17 protein-coding genes are annotated in these 21,357 nt (G+C 58.8%); 11 read left to right on the top strand and 6 right to left on the bottom strand.

Annotation, left to right across the window (positions count from 1 at the left end):
- Nucleotides 1-21: 21 nt before the first annotated feature.
- Nucleotides 22-1,050, bottom strand: coding sequence for an amino acid ABC transporter substrate-binding protein (locus JOE29_RS19305; RefSeq protein WP_003421775.1), 1,029 nt, complete (start codon nucleotides 1,048-1,050; stop codon nucleotides 22-24).
- Nucleotides 1,051-1,535: 485 nt separating this feature from the next.
- On the opposite strand from JOE29_RS19305, the gene JOE29_RS19310 reads away from it, so the two are divergent.
- Both JOE29_RS19310 and rhlB read left to right on the top strand, forming a co-directional pair.
- Complete coding sequence (locus tag JOE29_RS19310) at nucleotides 1,536-2,195, top strand: alpha/beta hydrolase (RefSeq protein ID WP_010424562.1); 660 nt, start codon at nucleotides 1,536-1,538, stop codon at nucleotides 2,193-2,195.
- 115 nt (nucleotides 2,196-2,310) lie between these two features.
- Nucleotides 2,311-3,768: an ATP-dependent RNA helicase RhlB gene (gene rhlB / locus JOE29_RS19315; RefSeq protein ID WP_161420632.1), complete on the top strand. Its 1,458-nt coding sequence runs from the start codon at nucleotides 2,311-2,313 to the stop codon at nucleotides 3,766-3,768.
- Nucleotides 3,769-3,771: 3 nt separating this feature from the next.
- Here rhlB and moaE read toward each other — a convergent pair whose 3' ends face one another.
- The 5 genes from moaE to JOE29_RS19340 all read right to left on the bottom strand — a co-directional run bounded on the left by moaE (nucleotide 3,772) and on the right by JOE29_RS19340 (nucleotide 8,160).
- The gene (moaE, locus tag JOE29_RS19320; protein WP_003341745.1) at nucleotides 3,772-4,221 is read right to left on the bottom strand and encodes a molybdopterin synthase catalytic subunit MoaE; all 450 of its coding nucleotides are present in this window, start codon (nucleotides 4,219-4,221) and stop codon (nucleotides 3,772-3,774) included.
- Nucleotides 4,222-4,223: 2 nt separating this feature from the next.
- Nucleotides 4,224-4,469 carry a molybdopterin converting factor subunit 1 gene (gene moaD, locus JOE29_RS19325; RefSeq protein ID WP_004402852.1) on the bottom strand — a complete coding sequence of 82 codons (246 nt, stop codon included), beginning with the start codon at nucleotides 4,467-4,469 and terminating at the stop codon, nucleotides 4,224-4,226.
- Nucleotides 4,466-4,951: a cyclic pyranopterin monophosphate synthase MoaC gene (moaC, locus tag JOE29_RS19330; protein ID WP_003341741.1), complete on the bottom strand. Its 486-nt coding sequence runs from the start codon at nucleotides 4,949-4,951 to the stop codon at nucleotides 4,466-4,468. Before moaC ends, moaD begins: the two co-directional genes overlap by 4 nt.
- 341 nt (nucleotides 4,952-5,292) lie before the next feature.
- Nucleotides 5,293-6,687, bottom strand: a complete 1,395-nt coding sequence (locus JOE29_RS19335; protein ID WP_003341739.1) for a PhoH family protein — start codon at nucleotides 6,685-6,687, stop codon at nucleotides 5,293-5,295.
- 294 nt (nucleotides 6,688-6,981) lie between these two features.
- A complete protein-coding gene (locus JOE29_RS19340) occupies nucleotides 6,982-8,160 on the bottom strand; it encodes a polysaccharide deacetylase family protein (protein ID WP_044311916.1) in 1,179 nt (392 codons plus the stop codon).
- A 202-nt stretch (nucleotides 8,161-8,362) separates the two neighbouring features.
- Here JOE29_RS19340 and yaaA point away from each other — a divergent pair, with 202 nt between their 5' ends.
- From yaaA to JOE29_RS19385, 9 genes are all read left to right on the top strand, one after another.
- Entirely contained in the window at nucleotides 8,363-9,142 is a 780-nt protein-coding gene (yaaA, locus tag JOE29_RS19345; protein ID WP_003408886.1) for a peroxide stress protein YaaA, read from the top strand.
- Between the two features lie 815 nt (nucleotides 9,143-9,957).
- Nucleotides 9,958-11,274 carry a nucleotide sugar dehydrogenase gene (locus tag JOE29_RS19350; RefSeq protein ID WP_003316933.1) on the top strand — a complete coding sequence of 439 codons (1,317 nt, stop codon included), beginning with the start codon at nucleotides 9,958-9,960 and terminating at the stop codon, nucleotides 11,272-11,274.
- 97 nt (nucleotides 11,275-11,371) lie between these two features.
- Nucleotides 11,372-12,856, top strand: a complete 1,485-nt coding sequence (gene alg8 / locus JOE29_RS19355) for a mannuronan synthase (protein ID WP_170846032.1) — start codon at nucleotides 11,372-11,374, stop codon at nucleotides 12,854-12,856.
- A 40-nt stretch (nucleotides 12,857-12,896) separates the two neighbouring features.
- On the top strand, nucleotides 12,897-14,069 hold the full coding sequence (locus JOE29_RS19360; protein ID WP_003316934.1) for an alginate biosynthesis protein Alg44: 1,173 nt from the start codon (nucleotides 12,897-12,899) through the stop codon (nucleotides 14,067-14,069).
- A gap of 2 nt (nucleotides 14,070-14,071) precedes the next feature.
- Nucleotides 14,072-15,484, top strand: a complete 1,413-nt coding sequence (algK, locus tag JOE29_RS19365) for an alginate biosynthesis TPR repeat lipoprotein AlgK (RefSeq protein ID WP_004419028.1) — start codon at nucleotides 14,072-14,074, stop codon at nucleotides 15,482-15,484.
- Entirely contained in the window at nucleotides 15,481-16,965 is a 1,485-nt protein-coding gene (locus JOE29_RS19370; RefSeq protein WP_003316937.1) for an alginate export family protein, read from the top strand. Before algK ends, JOE29_RS19370 begins: the two co-directional genes overlap by 4 nt.
- Before the next feature lie 26 nt (nucleotides 16,966-16,991).
- Nucleotides 16,992-18,602, top strand: a complete 1,611-nt coding sequence (gene algG, locus JOE29_RS19375) for a mannuronan 5-epimerase AlgG (RefSeq protein ID WP_044311917.1) — start codon at nucleotides 16,992-16,994, stop codon at nucleotides 18,600-18,602.
- A 14-nt stretch (nucleotides 18,603-18,616) separates the two neighbouring features.
- Nucleotides 18,617-20,056 (top strand): alginate biosynthesis protein AlgX, encoded by a 1,440-nt coding sequence (locus JOE29_RS19380; protein ID WP_003408874.1) that lies wholly within the window; start codon nucleotides 18,617-18,619, stop codon nucleotides 20,054-20,056.
- An 8-nt stretch (nucleotides 20,057-20,064) separates the two neighbouring features.
- Entirely contained in the window at nucleotides 20,065-21,201 is a 1,137-nt protein-coding gene (locus JOE29_RS19385; protein ID WP_004402835.1) for a mannuronate-specific alginate lyase, read from the top strand.
- The last annotated feature ends 156 nt before the right edge of the window (nucleotides 21,202-21,357 follow it).

Here is a 21,357-nt window from a genome sequence, read left to right on the forward strand (position 1 = left end):
GCCTGCCGGGCGCCGGGTCAATCAGCGAATAGGTGGAGCGTATTGAATGCCACCGGCATTCCAAAGAGCGTTCTGGCCACGCTTGATTTTCAGCGGGGTGCCTTCGCCCAGGTTGCGTTCGAACACTTCGCCGTAGTTGCCGACCTGCTTGACGATCTGCACGACCCAGTCTTTCGGCAGCTTGAGGTCCTGACCATAAGTACCGTCAGCACCCAGCATACGGGCTACGTCAGGGTTCTTGGTCGACTTGGCTTCAGCTTCAACGTTCTTGGAAGTGATTTTGGCTTCTTCGGCGTTGAGCATGGCGAACAGGGTCCAGCGAACGATCGAGAACCACTCTTCGTCGCCTTTACGCACGACAGGGCCCAGAGGCTCCTTGGAGATCACTTCAGGCAGAACGATGTAATCGTCCGGCTTGGCCAGCTTGCTGCGCTGTGCGTAGAGCTGCGACTGGTCGGAAGTCAGTACGTCGCAACGGCCGCCTTCCAGCGACTTGGCGCTTTCGTCGGAGGTGTCGAAGGTGATCGGGGTGTATTTCAGGCCGTTCGAGCGGAAGTAGTCGGAGACGTTCAGCTCGGTAGTGGTACCGGCCTGGATGCAGATGGTTGCACCGTCCAGTTCCTTGGCGCTGTTGACGCCGAGTTTGTTGTTTACCAGGAAGCCGATACCGTCGTAGTAAGTCACGCCGGTGAACACCAGGCCCATGCCCGCATCACGGGAGCTGGTCCAGGTGGTGTTACGCGAAAGGATGTCGATCTCGCCCGATTGCAGTGCAGTGAAGCGCTCCTTGGCGTTCAACTGGCTGAACTTGACCTTGGTGGCGTCGCCAAATACTGCGGCGGCTACTGCGCGGCAGACGTCAGCGTCGATACCGGTGATCTTGCCGGTGGAGTCGGGAACGGAAAACCCTGGCAGGCCATCGCTGACGCCGCACTGGATAAAACCTTTCTTTTTGATAGCGTCAAGGGTGGTACCGGCATTTGCAGCCCCGATCACACCAAATGCGGCCAAGGCAGTGACGACAGCCAGGGTGGATTTCAACATCTTCATTCAAAAACCTCCAGTTTGCTCTTTGTTGTGTAGGTGTCTCAGTCGCGTCGCACCTTTGTGAGGCGCTAATGACCCGTGCTGGCTTATTTTTGGGTCATGCGACGCTGGGCCTGAATGATGAATTGCCTGCAGGATCATCCCGTCATGCGTGTTCATCATTCAGAATCGGCCCCGTGGACTGAAACTCCATGATTTTCCCGGACCTGAGCGGTCCAGGTTGAATCGTGCCGCGAATCCTGACGCATGGACTCCCGAGCTGCTTTTCGATCGCTATAAGTAATAGCCTTATAGTGTTACCGAACGAGGTGAGCGACTCGGCTCCAGTCCTGCTGTAGCAAAGCCCGTACCAGCATGCTGGCTAAGTCGAATTAGCGACAGGTCAAGACAAAAACTTGTAACCTTGCGACATCTTCTTTCATTTTTAATCTAACCGCGCACCTTATTAATGCGCTCAAAAAGAGCCCGCGCACACAAATGGAGCAGACATGAGCGATTCTCTGATCATCGAACCTTCCAGTCCCGCCGACGCCTGCGTTATCTGGCTGCATGGGCTGGGCGCTGACCGCTATGATTTTCTGCCGGTCGCCGAAGCACTGCAGGAGTCGTTGCGCAGCACCCGCTTCGTACTGCCTCAGGCGCCGACACGCGCTGTGACCGTCAATGGCGGCTATGCAATGCCCAGCTGGTATGACATCAAGTCCATGAGTTCAGAGGCCCGGGCCATTGACCATGATCAGATGGAGGCCTCGGCGCAGAAGGTGCTGGACCTGATCGAGCAGCAGCGCGACAGCGGCATCGACCCGGCGCGAATCTTCCTGGCCGGCTTCTCCCAAGGTGGCGCGGTGGTCTTGCACGCCGGCTACCGACGCTGGCAGGGCCCGTTGGGCGGCGTACTCGCGCTGTCCACTTATGCCCCCACATTCAGCAGCGAAATGACTCTATCGGCGAGTCAGCAACGCATCCCGGCCTACTGCCTGCATGGCAAGCATGACGCGGTCGTGCCTTATCCGATGGGCCGCGCCGTCTACGACCATCTCACCGCCCAGGGTGTAACCGTTGAATGGCAGGAATACCCAATGGAGCATCAAGTGTTACCGGAGGAAATTCGCGATATCGGCGTCTGGCTGGCTGAAAGGCTTCGCTGAAGCGCTCTTGACCCCTTGCGACGGACCGCTTTTGTAGCTCGCCATGGATGGCACTACGCCGAGCACGGTTCTTGCTTTACACTGCTCGGCGTACATTCCTTAACCAATTGATGAGATGACCGTGCTCAAAGCACTTAAAAAGATGTTCGGTAAGAGCGAGGCTGAGCAGCCTGCGCCTACTCCGATAACCTCTATTCCCGCCTCTCCCGCTGCCACAGGCGACACACCGGATCATGCTGTCCAGACTCAGGCTCTGGACACGACCAGCGAGCCCTCCAAAGCCAGAGCGCCGCGCACCGATAAGCCGAGGGCCGAGCGCCCGCGTCGCGAGCGTGTGACAAAACCGTCAGCGCCGGCCTGGAAGCTCGAAGATTTCGTCGTCGAACCCCAGGAGGGCAAGACCCGCTTCCACGATTTCAACCTCGCGCCTGAACTGATGCACGCGATTCAGGACCTGGGTTTCCCATACTGCACACCGATCCAGGCGGGCGTACTGGGCTTCACCCTCAAGGGCAAGGATGCGATCGGACGCGCCCAGACCGGCACCGGCAAGACCGCTGCGTTTCTGATCTCGATCATCGAGCAACTGACCCAGACGCCGCCGCCTGCTGAACGCTACATGGGTGAGCCGCGCGCGCTGATCATCGCTCCGACCCGCGAGCTGGTGGTACAGATCGCCAAGGACGCCGCCGACCTGACCAAGTACACCAACCTGAACGTCATGACGTTCGTCGGTGGCATGGACTTCGACAAGCAGCTCAAACAACTCGAAGCACGGCACTGCGACATCCTGGTCGCCACGCCAGGCCGCCTGCTGGACTTCAACCAGCGCGGCGAAGTGCATCTGGACATGGTCGAAGTGATGGTCCTCGACGAAGCCGACCGCATGCTGGACATGGGCTTCATCCCGCAGGTACGTCAGATCATCCGTCAGACGCCGCACAAGGGTGAGCGCCAGACCCTGCTGTTCTCTGCGACCTTCACCGAAGACGTGATGAACCTCGCCAAGCAGTGGACGACGGACCCGTCGATCGTCGAGATCGAATCGTTGAACGTTGCCAGTGACAACGTCGAACAGCATATCTATGCCGTCGCCGGTGCCGACAAGTACAAGCTGCTCTACAACCTGGTGACCGACAATGGTTGGGAACGGGTGATGGTCTTCGCCAACCGCAAGGACGAAGTCCGACGCATCGAAGAGCGTCTGGTGCGCGATGGCGTGAACGCGGCGCAGCTCTCAGGCGATGTGCCTCAGCACAAGCGCATCAAGACCCTTGAAGGCTTCCGCGAAGGCAAGATCCGCGTGCTGGTCGCCACCGATGTGGCCGGTCGCGGTATTCACATCGACGGCATCAGCCACGTGATCAACTTCACCCTGCCCGAAGTGCCGGACGATTACGTGCACCGCATCGGCCGTACCGGCCGCGCCGGCGCCGATGGCGTATCGATCAGTTTTGCCGGTGAGGATGACTCTTACCAGTTGCCCGCCATCGAGGAAAAACTGGGCCGCAAGATCAGCTGCGAGACGCCGCCGACTCATCTGCTCAGGGCCGTGGTGCGCAGCAACGCCTGATGCTTACTTCCAGCGATCAGCCGCTTGGTGATCGCTGTGACGACCTTCGACCCAGTGCGTACCTTCTGACGTGTTTTCACGCTTCCAGAACGGCGCGCGGGTCTTGAGGTAATCCATGACGAAGTCACAGGCTTCGAACGCTGCCTGACGGTGCGCGCTGGCAACGCCGACGAACACGATCGGCTCGCCAGGCTCCAGCGCCCCTACCCGATGCAGCACATCAACGCGCAGCAACGGCCAGCGCTGTTCGGCCTCGGCAATGATTTTTGCCAGTGCCTTCTCGGTCATCCCCGGATAATGCTCCAGAAACATGCCGGACACTTCACGCCCCTCATTGAAATCCCGAACATAGCCGACAAAACTGACCACCGCGCCGATGCCCAGGTTGGCAGCATGCAGCGCGTTGACTTCAGTGCCTGGGTCGAAGGCTGCCGCCTGGACGCGAACGCTCATTATCAACCTCCGGTCACGGGCGGAAAAAACGCGACTTCATCACCATCGGACAAAGGCTCGCTCGGCTTGCACAGCTCTTGGTTGCGAGCGCACATCAGGTTCTGCTCGGCAAGCACCTGCCAGGCCTCACCGCGCTGCAGCAGCATCTGGCGCAACGCGTCCAGCGTGGCGAACTCGCCTTCGACAGACTCGTTGTCGAGGCCCAGGAGTTCACGGTAACGAGCGAAATACTGAACCTGAACCTTCATGAGGAAACCTGTGCCTGATCGGCAATGAAGTGGCCGCTCTTGCCGCCCAATTTTTCCAGCAGCCGAACCGACTCGATGACCATGCCGCGGTCTACCGCCTTGCACATATCGTAAATGGTCAGCGCAGCAACGCTGGCGGCCGTCAGGGCTTCCATTTCCACACCGGTCTGCCCGGCCAGCTTGCAGCTCGCGGTGATGCGCACGGCATCATCGCCCTCGGCGGCGAGGTGAACCTTGATGCTGGTGAGCATCAACGGATGGCAAAGCGGGATCAGATCGCTGGTTTTCTTCGCCGCCTGAATACCGGCGATACGCGCGACGGCAAACACGTCACCCTTGGGGTGACCACCGCTGACGATCATTTGCAGCGTCGTCGGCAGCATGCGCACGAAGGCTTCGGCCACCGCCTCACGGGACGTCACGGCTTTATCCGTGACATCAACCATATTGGCGCGACCCTGGGAATCGAGATGAGTGAGCACAACGTTACTCCTTGGCAGAAGCAAGAAGTGTGGCAGTTGCAAGCTGCAAGCTACAAGCTGAAAGTGCCCGGCGTTTTACACAGGTTTTAAAGCGTACGAAAATCCTGGCTTCTGCCCGGAGGGCGTAGGAGCGAACTTGTTCGCGAAGAGGGCTGTACATGCACAAATGATTTATCGCCCACAATATAGCCTTCGCGAACAAGTTCGCTCCTACGCCTTTCGGCCAGAAGCGAACTTGTGTGTGACGATAAGCTTGGCGCATGGGCGCGACAATCAAAAGCTGCAAGCGAGGGCTCTCGTACACCGAAGTCCCCCACTTGAAGCTTACAGCTGCTTTTCAGCTAAAGATGACTCTCCGCGTATTCGGCCAGTATCGAGCGTGGCACGCCCTGCAGGGTGATGTGCACGCCGTTCGGGAAGTCCTTGAAGCGCTCCGTCAGGTAGGTCAGCCCGGAACTGGTGGCTGACAGGTAAGGGGTGTCGATCTGCGCCAGGTTGCCCAGGCAGACCACTTTGGAACCGGCGCCGGCACGGGTGATGATGGTTTTCATCTGGTGCGGGGTCAGGTTCTGACATTCATCGATCAGGATCAGGCTTTGCTGGAAGCTGCGACCTCGAATGTAGTTGAGGGATTTGAACTGCAACGGCACCTTGCTGAGGATGTAGTCGACACTGCCATGGGTGTTTTCGTCATCCATGTGCAACGCTTCGAGGTTATCGGTGATCGCACCGAGCCATGGCTCCATCTTCTCCGCCTCGGTACCGGGCAGGAAACCGATTTCCTGATCCAGACCCTGAACGCTGCGGGTAGCGATGATGCGCCTATAGCGCTTGGTGACCATGGTCTGCTCGATGGCAGCGGCCAAGGCCAGAATGGTTTTACCCGAGCCTGCGGCACCCGACAGGTTGACCAGATGAATATCCGGGTCGAGCAACGCAAACAGCGCCAGCCCCTGATAGATATCGCGCGGTTTCAGCCCCCAGGCCTCCTGATGCAGCAAAGGCTCCTGGTGCATGTCCAGAATCAGCAGTTCGTCGTTCTTGACGCCCTTGATCCAGCCGACGAAACCCTGTTCATCGACAATGAACTCGTTGATATGAACCGCCGGCAGCATTTCAGTGAGCTGCACGCGGTGCCAGGTACGGCCGCGCTCCTGACGGGTGTCGACCTTGCTGACGCGGTCCCAGAACGAACCGGTCATGTCATGGTAGCCACGCGACAACAGTGAAACGTCATCGACCAGCTGGTCGGTGCTGTAATCCTCGGCAGCAATGCCGCAGGCGCGCGCCTTGAGGCGCATGTTGATGTCTTTGGTCACCAGCACGACGCTCAAGTCCTTGTTGCGCGCATGCAGGTCAATCAATTGGTTGATGATGATGTTGTCGTTCAGGTGCTCGGGCAGCAGGCTGTTGGGTTCCTCGCGCTTGCTCATCAAAATCGACAGGTAGCCCTTGAAGACGCCTGTTCCACGATCGATGGGCACGCCCTTCTCGACTTCCTCCGGCGAAGCTTCGCCCAGGGTCTTGTCGATCAGGCGGATGGCCTGGCGGCATTCGGCAGCAACCGAATGTTTACCGGCCTTGAGTTTGTCCAGTTCCTCCAGAACCGTCATGGGGATGGCGACGTGGTGTTCTTCGAAGTTCAGCAGTGCGTTTGGATCATGAATCAATACGTTGGTATCGAGCACGTAAAGGATTGGCTGGTTGGTGGAAGGGGTGCGTCCGTGGTCATCCATACTCGCTCACCTTTGTAGAAGCCGGGCGACGCAGAACCACGACAGTACTGCGCCACGAAAAGGCCGCCGGATTCTCCCCTTCAGGCAGGGCAGAAATGTCGCTCAAGGTGGGTCTTGGAAGACGCCACCTGTGTTGCAGGTTTCGGCGGTCTGTATTCGTAATACAGCAAAAGGGATGACAGAAAAAAGCTCTTTGACAGTTTTTTGAAGTTTATTTCACAGCCTGACGAATAGGGCTTGGCGGACGTACCCGTCACGTTTAAAGTCGGAAGTCCGCCCACGCCGAATCTGCCTTCATTCCCCTTCCGGCGCAGCCTCGTCACTGCTCTGCAGCCCTTGTTCCTCGGGCGCTTCAGAGATATTTCGGCAATCGTCCCAGATCAACTCGCTTTGCGCGGTATTGGCCAGCAGCAATGGCAGCGCCGACTGCGCCTTGTTGGCCACGTCGTGAAATACCACCGTCCCTTTGCGCCAGAGCAGCATGAGGGTCAGTACACGGTCGCCCACCTGCTCCGCAGAAAGCCGCCCGGTGTCGTCTTCAGCGTCGATATTCCACAACGACACGCGCAAATGCTCGGCGCGGAAGAAGTCGCCGCTATCGGCACGTCGATGGCCATAAGGTGGGCGAAACAGCGGCACGAAGTTGTCCGGCAACACCTGCTGAACCAGTGCCGCGCTGCGTCGCACCGAGTCCTGCCAGTCCAGCCACTGGCTGTGCGAGCGGTACTCCCAACCCTGAATGCCCACACACTGCTGGCGATACAGCGCCTGCACACTTGCAACCGACGTGCTGTCAAGACGCTCCTGAAGACTCTTGCCCAGCACGAAGAAGGTGGCAGTCATTTTTTGCTGGCGCATGAAGTCGGCCAGCCAGTCGGTGCCACCGTCGGCAGGGCTCGGGCCACTTTCGAAGTTGAGCATGAACGTGCGATCCGGCATCTCGTCGCCGCTCATCTCATCGGAGTTGTAGCGCTCGATCTCGCTGCTGGTCTGCGGAAACAGGGCCGCCATGAACAGCAGCTCGTTCAAATAACGCTGGTGGAATGCGGCGCCGGGTCTGGCCCAGTTGGCATAGAACGAATCGTTCGATACCTGATATTCCTCGGCGCGCTGTCGCAACTGGTCCATGTCCTCGACCAGCACACAGAAATTGGCGTCCTGCTCGCAGCTCTTTTGTGCGTTCTGGTAGTTCTCCAGCAAGCGCAGCCACAGCCGATGACGAACCACATTCAACGACGGCACATTGACGAAGCGCAGGCCGAGGCGCTCCTTGAGGCCCTCTTCGTCGAGCTTTTCGCTCAGGTACAGCTCGTGGGCAAAGGCGAGGATCTCCGCACGCGACGCGACGTCGAACAACCCCGGCGTCTCGAGACGCTCAGGCCAGACGCTGCGGTCAATGGTGGCAATGACCGGCGCTGCCGCCTGCGCCTGAAGCCAGAACAGACCTGCACACACTGCTAAAACGATACGCAAACCCGATGCCCTCTCGATCAACCATTAACGTCATCACCAGCGCGCCACTATAGCTGATATGCGCCAGGCTTCTTATGTTGGCGCGCATACAAAGCCGCAGGCGCTACGACCATTACCAGCGAAGCGACCTCTATCGCCACCATAGCTGGAGTCGCAGGCTATCAGCCCCTAGAATCCCCGGACGATAAAAGGAGACGACTTCATGCTGATGGTGATTTCCCCGGCAAAAACCCTCGATTTCGAGACACCGCCTACGACCGGCCGCTTCACTCAGCCGCAGTACCTGGAGCATTCCCAGGAGCTGATCGACCAGTTGCGTGAACTGACGCCGGCGCAGATCAGCGAACTGATGCACCTGTCCGACAAGCTGGCCGGATTGAACGCGGCACGTTTTGGCAGTTGGAACCCGGACTTCACCCTCGACAACGCCAAGCAGGCACTGCTGGCCTTCAAGGGTGATGTTTACACGGGCCTGGAAGCGGAAACGCTGAGCGAAGCGCAGCTTGACTACGCACAGGGCCACTTGCGCATGCTGTCAGGTCTTTACGGCCTGCTGCGCCCACTGGACCTGATGCAACCCTACCGCCTGGAAATGGGCACCCGGCTGGCCAACGCTCGCGGCAAGGACCTCTACGCCTTCTGGGGCACGCGGATCAGCGAATGGCTCAATGAAGCGTTGGCAGATCAGGGCGACGACCTGCTGCTCAACCTTGCATCGACCGAATACTTCTCTGCCGTCAAACGTTCGTCGCTCAAGGCGCGGATCATCGACACCGAGTTCAAGGACTTCAAGAACGGCCAGTACAAGATCATCAGCTTCTATGCGAAAAAGGCCCGCGGCATGATGAGCCGCTTCGTTATAGAAGAGCGCATCAACGATCCCCAGGCATTACAAGCGTTCGATGTACAGGGCTACCGTTACAACCGCGAACAGTCGACCCCCGACAAGTTAGTGTTTTTGCGCAACGTCGCCGAAGACTAGCTGCTGTAACCGTCGTGTAACGGGGCGCTGTTACACGACCTGTCCTACGATCCAACAACGAATGACAACTTCATGACGCCAGCCAAACGTCAACTTTCAGACGGTTGACTCACGTGCGTTTTTTTCTAAAAAAAAAATCCATTTTTTTAAGTAGTGGCGTTTCAGCTTTTTGCAGTAGTGGCACTTTAATTACCACCCCGCCAAACCCCTTACAATTCGAGGCCTTTAAGAAAAAAGCCATCACCTCGATATTGTCCCCGTGACAAACCGGATACATCAAAATCTGCAAATCAGGACGAGTGGCCAGGAACTAAATGGGAATTGGTGCGCTCCTACATCCCGTAACAATTCTGGGCTGACCTGTAAGAGATCACTTACAGGTTGCCTTGAAGAACGGGAAGTTACCGACAAGGAAACCAGGCCCACATGACCCTGGCGTCAGGTACCAGAAATAAACTCACATCACTAGTTGATGTTGTAGACAGGCGAAGCGCCAGCCCGGTGCGACGCGCAGGATTCGAACAGGACGGCCCTGGCTAGCGCCAGCGGCAGGCTTATCGAGGTCCGCCGTCAATCGTCGAACAAGGAGTGGTTTACTGCATCCAAGGAGAGCAGGGCCCTGACCAAAAGGACAGGTTACTTGCCGCTTGCACATAGTGTCATTTGAGTTCGCCTTACTTGTTTTGGGCACTCACTCATTAAATATGCCTGCGTTAGTTCTACGGCGTTGTTAGCCGTAAGGGATAGCGCGTGACATCTGCTGGCCAAAATTAATATCCAGCCAATCTATGGCGTGAAAAATCGAGGAGAATACGATGCGTATCAGCATATTTGGTTTGGGTTATGTCGGTGCAGTCTGTGCCGGTTGCCTGTCTGCCCGCGGTCACGAAGTAGTGGGTGTGGATATTTCCAGCACCAAGATCGACCTGATCAACAACGGCAAATCACCTATCGTTGAACCGGGTCTGGAAGAGCTGTTGCAGAAAGGTATCAGTACCGGAAAACTGCGCGGCACTACCGACTTCGCCGAAGCCATTCGCGCCACCGATCTGTCGATGATCTGCGTCGGTACGCCGAGCAAGAAGAACGGCGATCTGGAACTGGATTACATTGAATCGGTGTGCCGCGAAATTGGTTATGTCCTGCGTGACAAAGCCACCCGCCACACTATCGTGGTTCGCAGTACCGTTCTGCCGGGCACTGTTGCCAACGTCGTTATCCCGATTCTGGAAGACTGCTCCGGCAAGAAAGCCGGTGTTGACTTCGGTGTCGCCGTCAACCCTGAGTTCCTGCGCGAAAGTACTGCGATCAAGGACTACGACCTGCCGCCAATGACCGTCATCGGCGAGTTCGACACAGCGTCGGGCGACGTTCTGCAATCGCTGTACGAAGAACTCGATGCACCGATCATCCGCAAGGACATCGCCGTCGCCGAGATGATCAAGTACACCTGCAACGTGTGGCACGCCACCAAGGTTACTTTCGCCAACGAAATCGGCAACATTGCCAAGGCCGTCGGCGTCGATGGCCGTGAAGTGATGGACGTGGTCTGCCAGGACAAGGCGCTGAACCTGTCCCAGTACTACATGCGCCCTGGCTTCGCATTCGGCGGCTCTTGCCTGCCGAAAGACGTTCGCGCCCTGACTTACCGCGCCAGCAGCCTGGACGTTGAAGCGCCCCTGCTCAACTCGCTGATGCGCAGTAACACCTCGCAAGTGCAGAACGCTTTCGACATGGTTGCCAGCTACGACACCCGCAAGGTTGCACTGCTGGGTCTGAGCTTCAAGGCCGGCACTGACGATCTGCGTGAAAGCCCGCTGGTAGAGCTGGCCGAAATGCTGATCGGCAAGGGTTTCGACCTGAGCATCTTCGACAGCAACGTTGAATATGCACGCGTTCACGGTGCCAACAAGGACTACATCGAATCCAAGATTCCGCACGTTTCCTCGCTGCTGAACTCGGACTTCGACCAGGTCATCAATGACTCCGACGTCATCATCCTCGGCAACCGCGACGAGCGTTTCCGCGCCCTCGCCAACAAGACCCCTGAAGGCAAGCGCGTCATCGATCTGGTGGGCTTCATGGCCAACGCCACCAGCGAAGACGGTCGTGCCGAAGGTATCTGCTGGTAAATCAGCCGCAAGCCACAAGCGCCAGGCTCCAGGCCACAGGCTCAAGCAATGTGCTTGCAGCCTGGGGCTTGAGGCTCGCAACTGACTTAGGGATACGATTATGCAGAGGCTCAAGCACGGCCTGTTACAGGCCGCAGGTTGGCTGTTCTATTTAAGTTTACTCATGGGCCTTGCCGCGGCATTGCCTACCAGTATCTTCGACTCGCAGTCGAAGAACTTTATATTCCTGATTGGCGCCGTTGGTATCTGGCGCTACTCAATGGGGATCACGCACTTCGTACGCGGGATGATTTTCCTGTACATCGTTTACCCGCACTTGCGCCGCAAGGTTCGCAAGCTGGGCAGTGCAGCAGACCCGTCCCATGTGTTTCTGATGGTCACCAGCTTCCGTATCGACGCGCTGACCACCGCACAGGTGTACAACTCGGTTATCCGCGAAGCCATCGACTGCGGCCTGCCGACGACGATCGTCTGCTCGCTGGTGGAAATGTCCGATGAGCTGCTGGTCAAGAGCATGTGGGCCAAGTTCAATCCGCCAGAGCGCGTCAAGCTGGACTTCGTGCGCATTCCGGGCACCGGCAAGCGCGATGGTCTGGCCTATGGCTTCCGCGCCATCTCGCGTCACTTGCCAGACAGCCGCGCGGTGGTTGCGGTGATCGACGGCGACACGGTGCTCAACGAAGGTGTGGTCGCCAAGACCGTGCCGTGGTTCCAGCTGTTCGACAATGTCGGCGGCCTGACCACCAACGAGTTCTGTGAAGTGCGTGGCGGCTACATCATGAGCGAGTGGCACAAGCTGCGTTTCGCTCAGCGTCACATCAACATGTGCTCGATGGCCCTGTCCAAACGCGTGTTGACCATGACCGGTCGCATGTCGGTGTTCCGCGCGACCGTGGTAACCGACCCCGAGTTCATTGCCGACGTGGAAAGCGACTCGCTCAATCACTGGCGTCTGGGCACCTTCCGCTTCCTGACCGGCGACGACAAGTCCAGCTGGTTCAGCCTGATGCGCCTGGGTTACGACACGTTCTACGTGCCGGACGCAGCGATCAATACCGTGGAACACCCGCCCGAGAAGAGCTTCCTGAAAGCCAGCCGCAAGCTGATGTATCGCTGGTACGGCAACAACCTGCGTCAGAACTCGCGTGCACTGGGTCTAGGCGTACGTCGCCTGGGGATCTTCACCAGCATCGTGCTGTTCGACCAGCGTGTGTCGATGTGGACCTCCATTCTCGGTCTGACCGTCGCACTGATCGCCAGCTTCAAGTATGGCGGCGCGTTCCTGTTGATGTATCTGCTGTGGATCGGCATGACCCGTCTGATCCTCACCCTGCTGCTGTCCCTGTCGGGACACAGGATCGGGCCTGCCTACCCGATCATTCTCTATTACAACCAGATCGTCGGCGCGCTGATGAAGATCTATGTCTTCTTCCGCCTGGACCGCCAGTCCTGGACTCGCCAGGACACCAAACTAAGCCGCGACATGGCCAGCTTTCAGGGCTGGTTCAACACGTGGTCGTCCCGAACCATGACTTTCTCGGCTGGCACCATCTTCGTCGCTGTGCTGTTGACGATGGTTTGACCGGGCCAACGGATTAATTGCTTAAGTAGGAAAAATAGCCATGAATACAGCCGTGAATGCGAACGTCGTACATGAATCCGAAGCCCAGCGCCAACACGCGCGGATCAAGATCCCTGCCAAGCTGCGCCTGCTGAATGATCAGCCTAACGCGCCACTGGTACGTGTCGAAGACCTGTCGGCCGGCGGCCTGAGCTTCGTTGCTCCGTCCGGGCAGAAATTCAGCGAAGGTCAGATCGTCAAGGGACGCCTGCAATTCATCATCGACAACCTTGGCCTGGCCATGGACGTCGACCTGCAAGTGCGCTCGATCGACAACGCCAGCAACCGCATCGGTTGCCAGTTCCAGAACCTGGAACCGCAGGACATCGCGACCCTGCGCCACCTGATCACCTCGCACCTGTCCGGCGAAGTCGTGACCCTGGGCGAAGTGCTGGCCACGCTGCAGCGCGACAACTTCACCAAGGCACGCAAGGTCAAGGGCAAGGACAGCGGCATGAGCGCCATGGGTCGCCTGCGCGCTGTGACCTTCAGCCTGGGCGTGTTCATTGTCGGTCTGGCCGCTTTCGGTTTTATCTTCAAGACGATCTACGGCCTGTACTTCGTCAGCCATGCATCGGCTGGTCTGGTCACCATTCCAAGCATGGACGTGACCATGCCACGTGAGGGTACCGTGCAAAGCCTGGTCGCCCAGAACGGCGAAGCCGCCAAAGGCGCACCACTGGCCTCCTTCAACACCAGCATGCTGGAAATGCTCAAGGGCAGCCTGACCGGTGAAGACCTGCAGCCAGCCAAGATCGAAGAGCTGTACGGCAAGCAGATGAGCGGCACCATGACCAGCCCGTGCGATTGCGTCGTGGCTCGCCAGCTGGTTGCCGACGGTCAGTTCGCGTCCAAAGGTCAGGTGATCTTCCAACTGGTGCCACGCAACGCGCCGGCTACCGTTGAAGCACGCTTCACTTATCGCCAGTTCAACGACGTCAAGCCAGGCACACGTGTCAGCTTCCAGATCGCTGGCGAAGACAAACTGCGTACCGGTCAGATCGTCAGCAGCACCAACCTGAGCGACGCCGACCTGTCCACCGACATCCGCGTGCAGATCAAGCCTGACGAAAGCCTGAGCAGCTCGCTTGCCGGTCGCCCTGTCGAAGTGGTCAGCGATCGCGGCCCGTCCGTGAACTGGCTGATCGATAAAGCCATGGCTGCGGGTCTGTAACCATGAACAGCCCACTACGACGCCTGTCGACCCCCACGCTATTGAGCCTCGCCGTCGCGCTCGGCCTGAGCGGCTGTGCCGGCCTGCCTGATCAACGCCTTGCCAATGAAGCCCTGAAAAACGGCGACACGGCATTGGCGGAGCAGAACTATCGGCAGCTGGCGGACCTGGGCTATAGCGACGCACAAGTCGGCCTGGCTGATATTCAGGTCGCGACTCGCGACCCGGCTCAGCTCAAGCAGGCCGAAGCGACCTACCGCGCTGCCGCGCAGACCTCCCCCCGGGCGCAGTCGCGCCTGGGCCGTCTGCTGGCTGCCAAGCCCGACGCTACCGAAGCCGAACACCGCGAAGCCGAAGGCCTGCTGAAAAAGGCCTTCGCCAATGGCGAATCCGGCACGCTGATCCCGCTGGCGATGCTTTATCTGCAATACCCGCACACCTTCCCTGAAGTGAATGCGCAGCAGAAGATCAGTGAGTGGCGCGCCGCCGGTTATCCGGAAGCAGGTCTGGCTCAAGTGCTGCTGTATCGCACCCAAGGCACTTATGCTCAACACCTCGATGAAGTCGAGAGCATCTGCAAACAGGCGCTGTCGGCCACCGATATCTGCTACGTCGAACTGGCCACTGTCTACCAGACACGCGGCCAGGCCGAGCAACGCACGGCCTTGATCGAAAAGCTCAAGAGCGAATACGCCGCTGGCCGCGTCAATGCACAACGAGTGGACAGCGTCGCGCGCGTACTGGGTGACTCCACCATCGGTACGCCGGACGAAAAGACCGCTCAGCAATTGCTGGAAAGCGTTGCGCCGGGCTACCCGGTCTCGTGGGTCACGCTGGCCAAACTGCTTTACGACTTCCCCGAACTGGGCGACGTCAACAAGATGATGGAATACCTGAACAACGGCCGCGCGGCGGACCAGCCTCGCGCCGAACTGCTGCTTGGCCGCCTGTACTACGAAGGCAAATGGGTCACGCCCGATGCCGTCAAGGCCGAGGAGCACCTGAAGAAAGCCACCGCAACGGAAATCTCTGCCCATTACTACCTGGGTCAGATCTACCGCCGCGGCTACCTGGGCCAGGTCTACTCGCAAAAAGCCGTGGACGAGCTGCTGACTGCAGCCCGTGGTGGCCAGAACAGCGCCGACTTCGCCCTTGCGCAACTGTTCTCGCAGGGCAAGGGCACTATGCCCGACCCGGTCAACGCCTGGGTGTTCGCGCAACTGGCGCTGGCCAGTCAGACCCCGCAAGCGACCGAGCTTGCCGAGGCCCTCAACACACAACTGCCGCCTGAAAAGCTCGCCACCGCCAAAGACCTGTTGGCACGCGAGCAAAAAGTCCGGGGCGCTAACGCCACTCAGAACGCGATGGCATTGCAGGCCCTGCAAGAAGAAAAAGACGGTGAGGAAGCATTATGAAGTTGAATCCCCTGATGGCCGCCGGCATGGGCCTTGGCTTCACCCTGTTGTGGGCCTGCCCGACGCTGGCAGCGCTGACCGAACAACCGCAAAATTTCGGTATCGAAATCAAAGCCACGGCGCAGGCCGAGGATGATCGCGATCTGGGCACCCGTTCGGGCGGCGACGTCAACGGTGTGGGCCTGGACCTGCGTCCCTGGGTCTATGGCGAACGCGGCGACTGGAGCGGTTACGCGATGGGCCAGGTGGTCACCGCCACCGACATCATTCAGACCGACCCGCTGGAGCAGAGCAACAGCGACGGCAGCGGCACGCAGACCTCGCGCGGCACCGCCAGCGAGCGCGAAACCGACAAGACCTACGCGGCACTGCGTGAATTCTGGATCGGCTATAGCGGTTTCACGCCCTACCCTGGCGAGATCCTGAAAATCGGTCGTCAGCGTCTGCGCAACGACGACGGTCAATGGCACGACACCAACATCGAGGCCATCAACTGGTCATTCGATACCACACTGTTGCGCGCTGAACTGGGTGCTGCCCAGCGTTTCAGCGAGTACCGCACCGACCTGACCGAACTGGCACCTGACGACGAAGATCGCAAGCACCTGTTCGGCTCGGTCAGCTATCAGTGGACACCGGGCAACTGGGCCGGCATCCGCGCTCACCACAGTGCTGACGACGGTAAGCTCAAGTCCCAGGGCCAGGTGCTGGATGATCTGGACAAGACTTCCAATGGCGATCTGACTTGGGTCGGCCTGCAGGCTGACAGCGATGCCTACAACTATCGCAGCAACACCAATCAGCTCAACTACTGGGGCAGCCTGACCTGGCTGAACGGAACGCGCGACGAAATCGGCGTGACCTCCGCCGCCAACGACCAGTTCATCGCCGGCGAAAAGAACAGCCGTGACATGAACGGCTGGGCCACCGACCTGGGCCTGCGTCTGCGTCTGGACCCGCAATGGCAAGTCGGCGCCGCCTACTCGCGCGCCAGCAAAGACTACGTCCAGAACGGTCTGGAAAGTAACCGCTCCAACTGGACCGGCACGCGTTCGCGCATCCATCGCTTCGGTGAAGCCTTCCAGGGCGAAATGGCCAACGTGGAAACCGGCTCGCTGTTCGCCTCCTGGCAGATGAACGAGGAATACGACGCGTCGCTGATCTACCACAAGTTCCGTCGCGTGGACGGCAACACCGGTATCGGCGGCTCGGGCATCAATGCGGTGAACGACAATCAGGACGGTACCTTCAGCTCGCTGCCACTGGAAGACGGCAGCAAGGACCTGGGTCAGGAAATGGACCTGGTCGTGACCAAGTACTTCAAGCAAGGCCTGCTGCCCGCCTCGCTGAGCCAGTCGTTCGATGAACCTTCGGCACTGGTGCGTCTGCGCGCAGGTGTCTTCAAGCCAGGCGACGCGTATCAGAGCAACGTGGACAGCTACATGCACCGCGCTGTTGTCGACGTCATCTGGCGCTTCTGATGCGAACCGCCAAAGGAGTGCCAGAGATGAACAGTCATACAAGCAACGGGCGTAGCCGGCACTGGCCGCACGCCCTGCTCGAAAGCGCACTGCTGACCAGCGCCCTGCTGATGGCCAGCGGTGTGGCGCTGGCCAACGCGCCTGTCGTACCCGACACACAGAAGGCGCTGGTCAAGGAATTGCATCAGGCCAAGACCTACACCATCACCAGCCCGCCGACCGCGCCGCTGGAAATGGCCAAGCCGGTGTTGCCCGACCTCAAGGGCTACACCGCCGAAGCCGCCCTGAAAAAGATCGTGCGCAACAAGCCGGGCAAGGTCACTGTTTCGCGGATGATGGAAGAAACCGGCCTGAAGGAATTCATCGGCGGTGACAACAAGATGGCCGAATGGGTGAACCGTCAGCGCGGTATCCCGCAAGCGATCATGATTTCCGACGGCTACGTGAACCTGCAGGACCTGGCCAAGAAGGTGCCCAAGCAGTTCCTCAACGAGGTCTCGCCAGGTGTCTACGTGGCGCGCTTGCCGATCCTGATCAAGGAAACCGGGACCTTCGAGATCGACAGCAAGACCAAGGAATTGCGTCTGTCTCAGGAAAAGGGCTCGTTCATCGTCAGTGAAGGCAAGATGCTGATCACTCACACTCAGGTCAATGGCTGGAGTGAAACCCGCAACAGCCTGGCGACCTATCGCAAGCCTGACGAGTTTCGCCCTTTCCTGCTGACTTGGGGTGGCTCGGAAACCTGGATCGCCAATACCAAAATGGCGAGCCTGGGTTACGACCAGAGCAAGTCCTACGGCATCAGTATTTCCCAGTACACGCCCAACACCGCGAAGGTGCTCAAGCGTCCCGAACCGACGGGCTGGATCATCGATTCAGAGTTCTCGGACATGTGGTACGGCTTCTACTGCTATGAAACCCGCGACTTCGTGGTCAAGGGCAACACCTACCGCGACAACATCATTTACGGCATCGACCCGCACGACCGCTCGCACGGTCTGATCATCGCCGAAAACGACGTTTACGGGACCAAAAAGAAGCACGGGATCATCATTTCCCGGGAAGTGGACAACAGCTTCATCTTCCGCAACAAGAGCCACAACAACAAATTGTCCGGCGTGGTTCTGGACCGTAACAGCGTCGGCAACATCGTCGCCTACAACGAGATTTACCAGAACCACACCGACGGCATCACCCTGTACGAAAGCGGCAACAACCTGCTGTGGGGCAATCGCGTGATCGCCAACCGCCGCCACGGTATCCGCGTACGTAACAGTGTGAACATCAAGCTGTACGAGAACGTCGCCATGGGCAACGGCCTGATGGGCGTCTACGGCCACATCAAGGACCTGAGCGACACCGACCGCGACATCGAGCTCGATCCGTTCGACGCTCAGGTCTCGCTGATCATGGTCGGCGGCGAACTGTCCAGCAATGGCTCCGGCCCGCTGTCCATCGACTCGCCACTGAGTGTCGAGCTGTATCGCGTCTCGATGCTGATGCCTACCAAAGAAGTCGGTATCAGCCTCAACGGCGTCCTCGGTGAGCGCCAGGACGAAATCCTCGACCTGCTGGTACGCCAGAAGAAAGCCGTATTGATCGACCCCGTCGAAAGCCAGACCGAGCTGCGGGAATGAGGAAGGGTATTGTTATGCACGCACATCTGATCAAGCTGTTGAGCCTGTCCAGCCTCACCGCCGCCTTGATGGCCGCCGCGGGTGTCGCTCGGGCAGACGACTCGCAAGCACCGACGTTCAAGGCCGAGCCCTGCTGCTCACTGTGCCCGGCCGCGCATGACGCGAAAAACTACACCACGCGCTATCAGCAGAACTTCACCACGCTGGTCCAGGCCCAGGGCGACTGGCTGTTCCGGACTCAGGAAGACCTGCGCACCGAGTTCGACACCACGCCTGCCGGCTATCGCCGCATGAAAGAACTGCACGATGCGTTCAAGAGCAAAGGCGTCGAGCTGGTCGTGGTGTATCAGCCGACCCGTGGTCTGGTGGATCGCAACAAGCTGTTCCCCGCCGAACGTGACAAGTTCGACTACGACAAGGCGCTGAAAAACTATCAGGCCATGCTCGGCCGCTTCAGCAAGATGGGCTATTGGGTCCCTGACTTGTCGCCGTTGACCAACGAGCAGCAGGCGCACGACTTCTACTTCCGCGGTGACCAGCACTGGACGCCGTATGGCGCGCAGCGTACGGCGAAAATCGTTGCCGAAACCGTGAAGAAAGTTCCGGGCTACAGCGATATCCCCAAGCGTGAGTTCGAAAGCCATATTTCCGGACGCATGGGCAAGACGGGCACTTTGCACAATATGGCGGGTCAATTGTGCGGCACCAGCTACGCGATCCAGTACATGGACCAGTTCACCACCGAGCCCAAGGGTGAGGCGGGCGACGGCGACCTGTTCGGCGATTCCGGTAACCCGGAAATCACCCTGGTCGGTACCAGCCACAGCGGCAAGAACTACAACTTCGCTGGCTTCCTGCAGGAGTACATGGGTGCCGACGTGTTGAACGTAGCGTTCCCTGGTGGTGGCCTGGAAGGTTCGATGCTGCAGTACCTGGGCAGTGAAGACTTCCAGAAGCGTCCGCCGAAGATTCTCATCTGGGAATTCTCGCCGCTGTATCGCCTGGATCAGGAGACCATCTATCGCCAGATGATGTCGCTGCTGGACAACGGCTGTGAAGGCAAGCCTGCCGTCATGAGCGCCAGCACCACCCTCAAGCCGGGCACCAACGAAGTGTTGGTCAACGGCAAGAATGGCATCAAGGACATCCGCAACGGCAGCAATCAGATCGACATCAAGTTTGACGACACCTCGGTGAAAGTCCTTCAGGCCAGACTCTGGTACATGAACGGTCGCCACGAGGATCTGAAAATCGAGAAACCTGAAACGTCAGACACCGATGGACGCTTCGCCTTTGAATTGCGCGAGGATGAGGATTGGGCCAACCAGCAACTGCTGGCACTGGAAATCCAGGGACCGGAAGCAGGCACGGCACCACAAAAAGTCGAAGCCAAAGTATGCAAACGCAACGTGTTCCCGAGCGCTGCGACACACACCGCTCAAGCCGGACTATGAGGTGACTTATGCAGACTCCTAAACTGATACGCCCTACCCTGCTGTCGATGGCAATCCTGTCATCGATGGCCTGGGCCACGGGTGCGTCCGCCGCACTGGTTCCACCCAAGGGCTATGACGCCCCGATCGAAAAAATGAAGACTGGCGATCACAACTTCAGCTGTGAAGCCATTCCAAAGCCCTACACCGACAAGCTGGTGTTCCGCAGCAAGTACGAGGGTTCGGACAAGGCGCGCGCAACGCTCAACGCGGTATCCGAAGAAGCGTTCCGCGATGCGACCAAGGACATCACCACCCTTGAGCGTGGCGTCAGCAAAGTCGTGATGCAGTACATGCGCGACGGTCGTCCGGAACAGCTCGATTGCGCGCTGAACATGATGACCACCTGGGCCAAGGCCGATGCGCTGGAGTCGCGCGAGTTCAACCACACCGGCAAATCCATGCGCAAATGGGCACTGGGCAGTATGTCCTCCGCCTACCTGCGCCTGAAGTTCTCCGAGTCGCACCCGCTGGCTAACCGTCAGCAGGACGCAAAGATCATCGAGACCTGGTTCAGCAAGCTGGCCGATCAGGTGGTCAGCGACTGGAGCAATCTGCCGCTGGAAAAAATCAACAACCACTCGTACTGGGCTGCCTGGTCAGTGATGGCAACCGCTGTCGCCACCAATCGTCAGGACCTGTTCGACTGGGCCGTGAAGGAATACAAGGTCGCTGCCAATCAAGTGGACAAGGACGGTTTCCTGCCCAACGAGATGAAGCGTCGTCAGCGTGCACTGTCGTATCACAACTACGCATTGCCACCGCTCGCGATGATTGCCAGCTTCGCCCAGGCCAACGGCGTGGACCTGCGTCCGGAAAACAATGGTGCCCTGAAGCGTCTGGGTGACCGGGTTCTGGCCGGCGTCAAAGACCCTTCGATATTCGCTGACCACAACGGCGAGAAACAGGACATGACGGACCTGAAGAAAGATCCGAAATTCGCCTGGCTCGAACCGTACTGCTCGCTCTACACCTGCAGCCCGGATGTGCTGGAAGAGAAACACGAAAAGCAGCCGTTCAAGACGTTCCGCCTGGGCGGTGACCTGACCAAGGTCTTCGACCCGTCGCACGAAAAAGGCGACAAGGGAGACAACGTCAGCGAGTGATACGCCGTTGGTTGTAGGAGCGGACTTGTCCGCGAAGACATATGTCCAGGCGATGCATCCATAAAACCGGATCTCGCCTGGCCAGCTTCGCGAACAAGCTGTGAAGTGATTTGCCCCTCCTTTTTTGCGGGGGGTTTGGGGGGGCTGTGAGCCCTT

The organism is Pseudomonas sp. PvP009 (assembly GCF_017832995.1).
GTDB classification, from domain to species: Bacteria; Pseudomonadota; Gammaproteobacteria; order Pseudomonadales; family Pseudomonadaceae; genus Aquipseudomonas; species Aquipseudomonas syringae.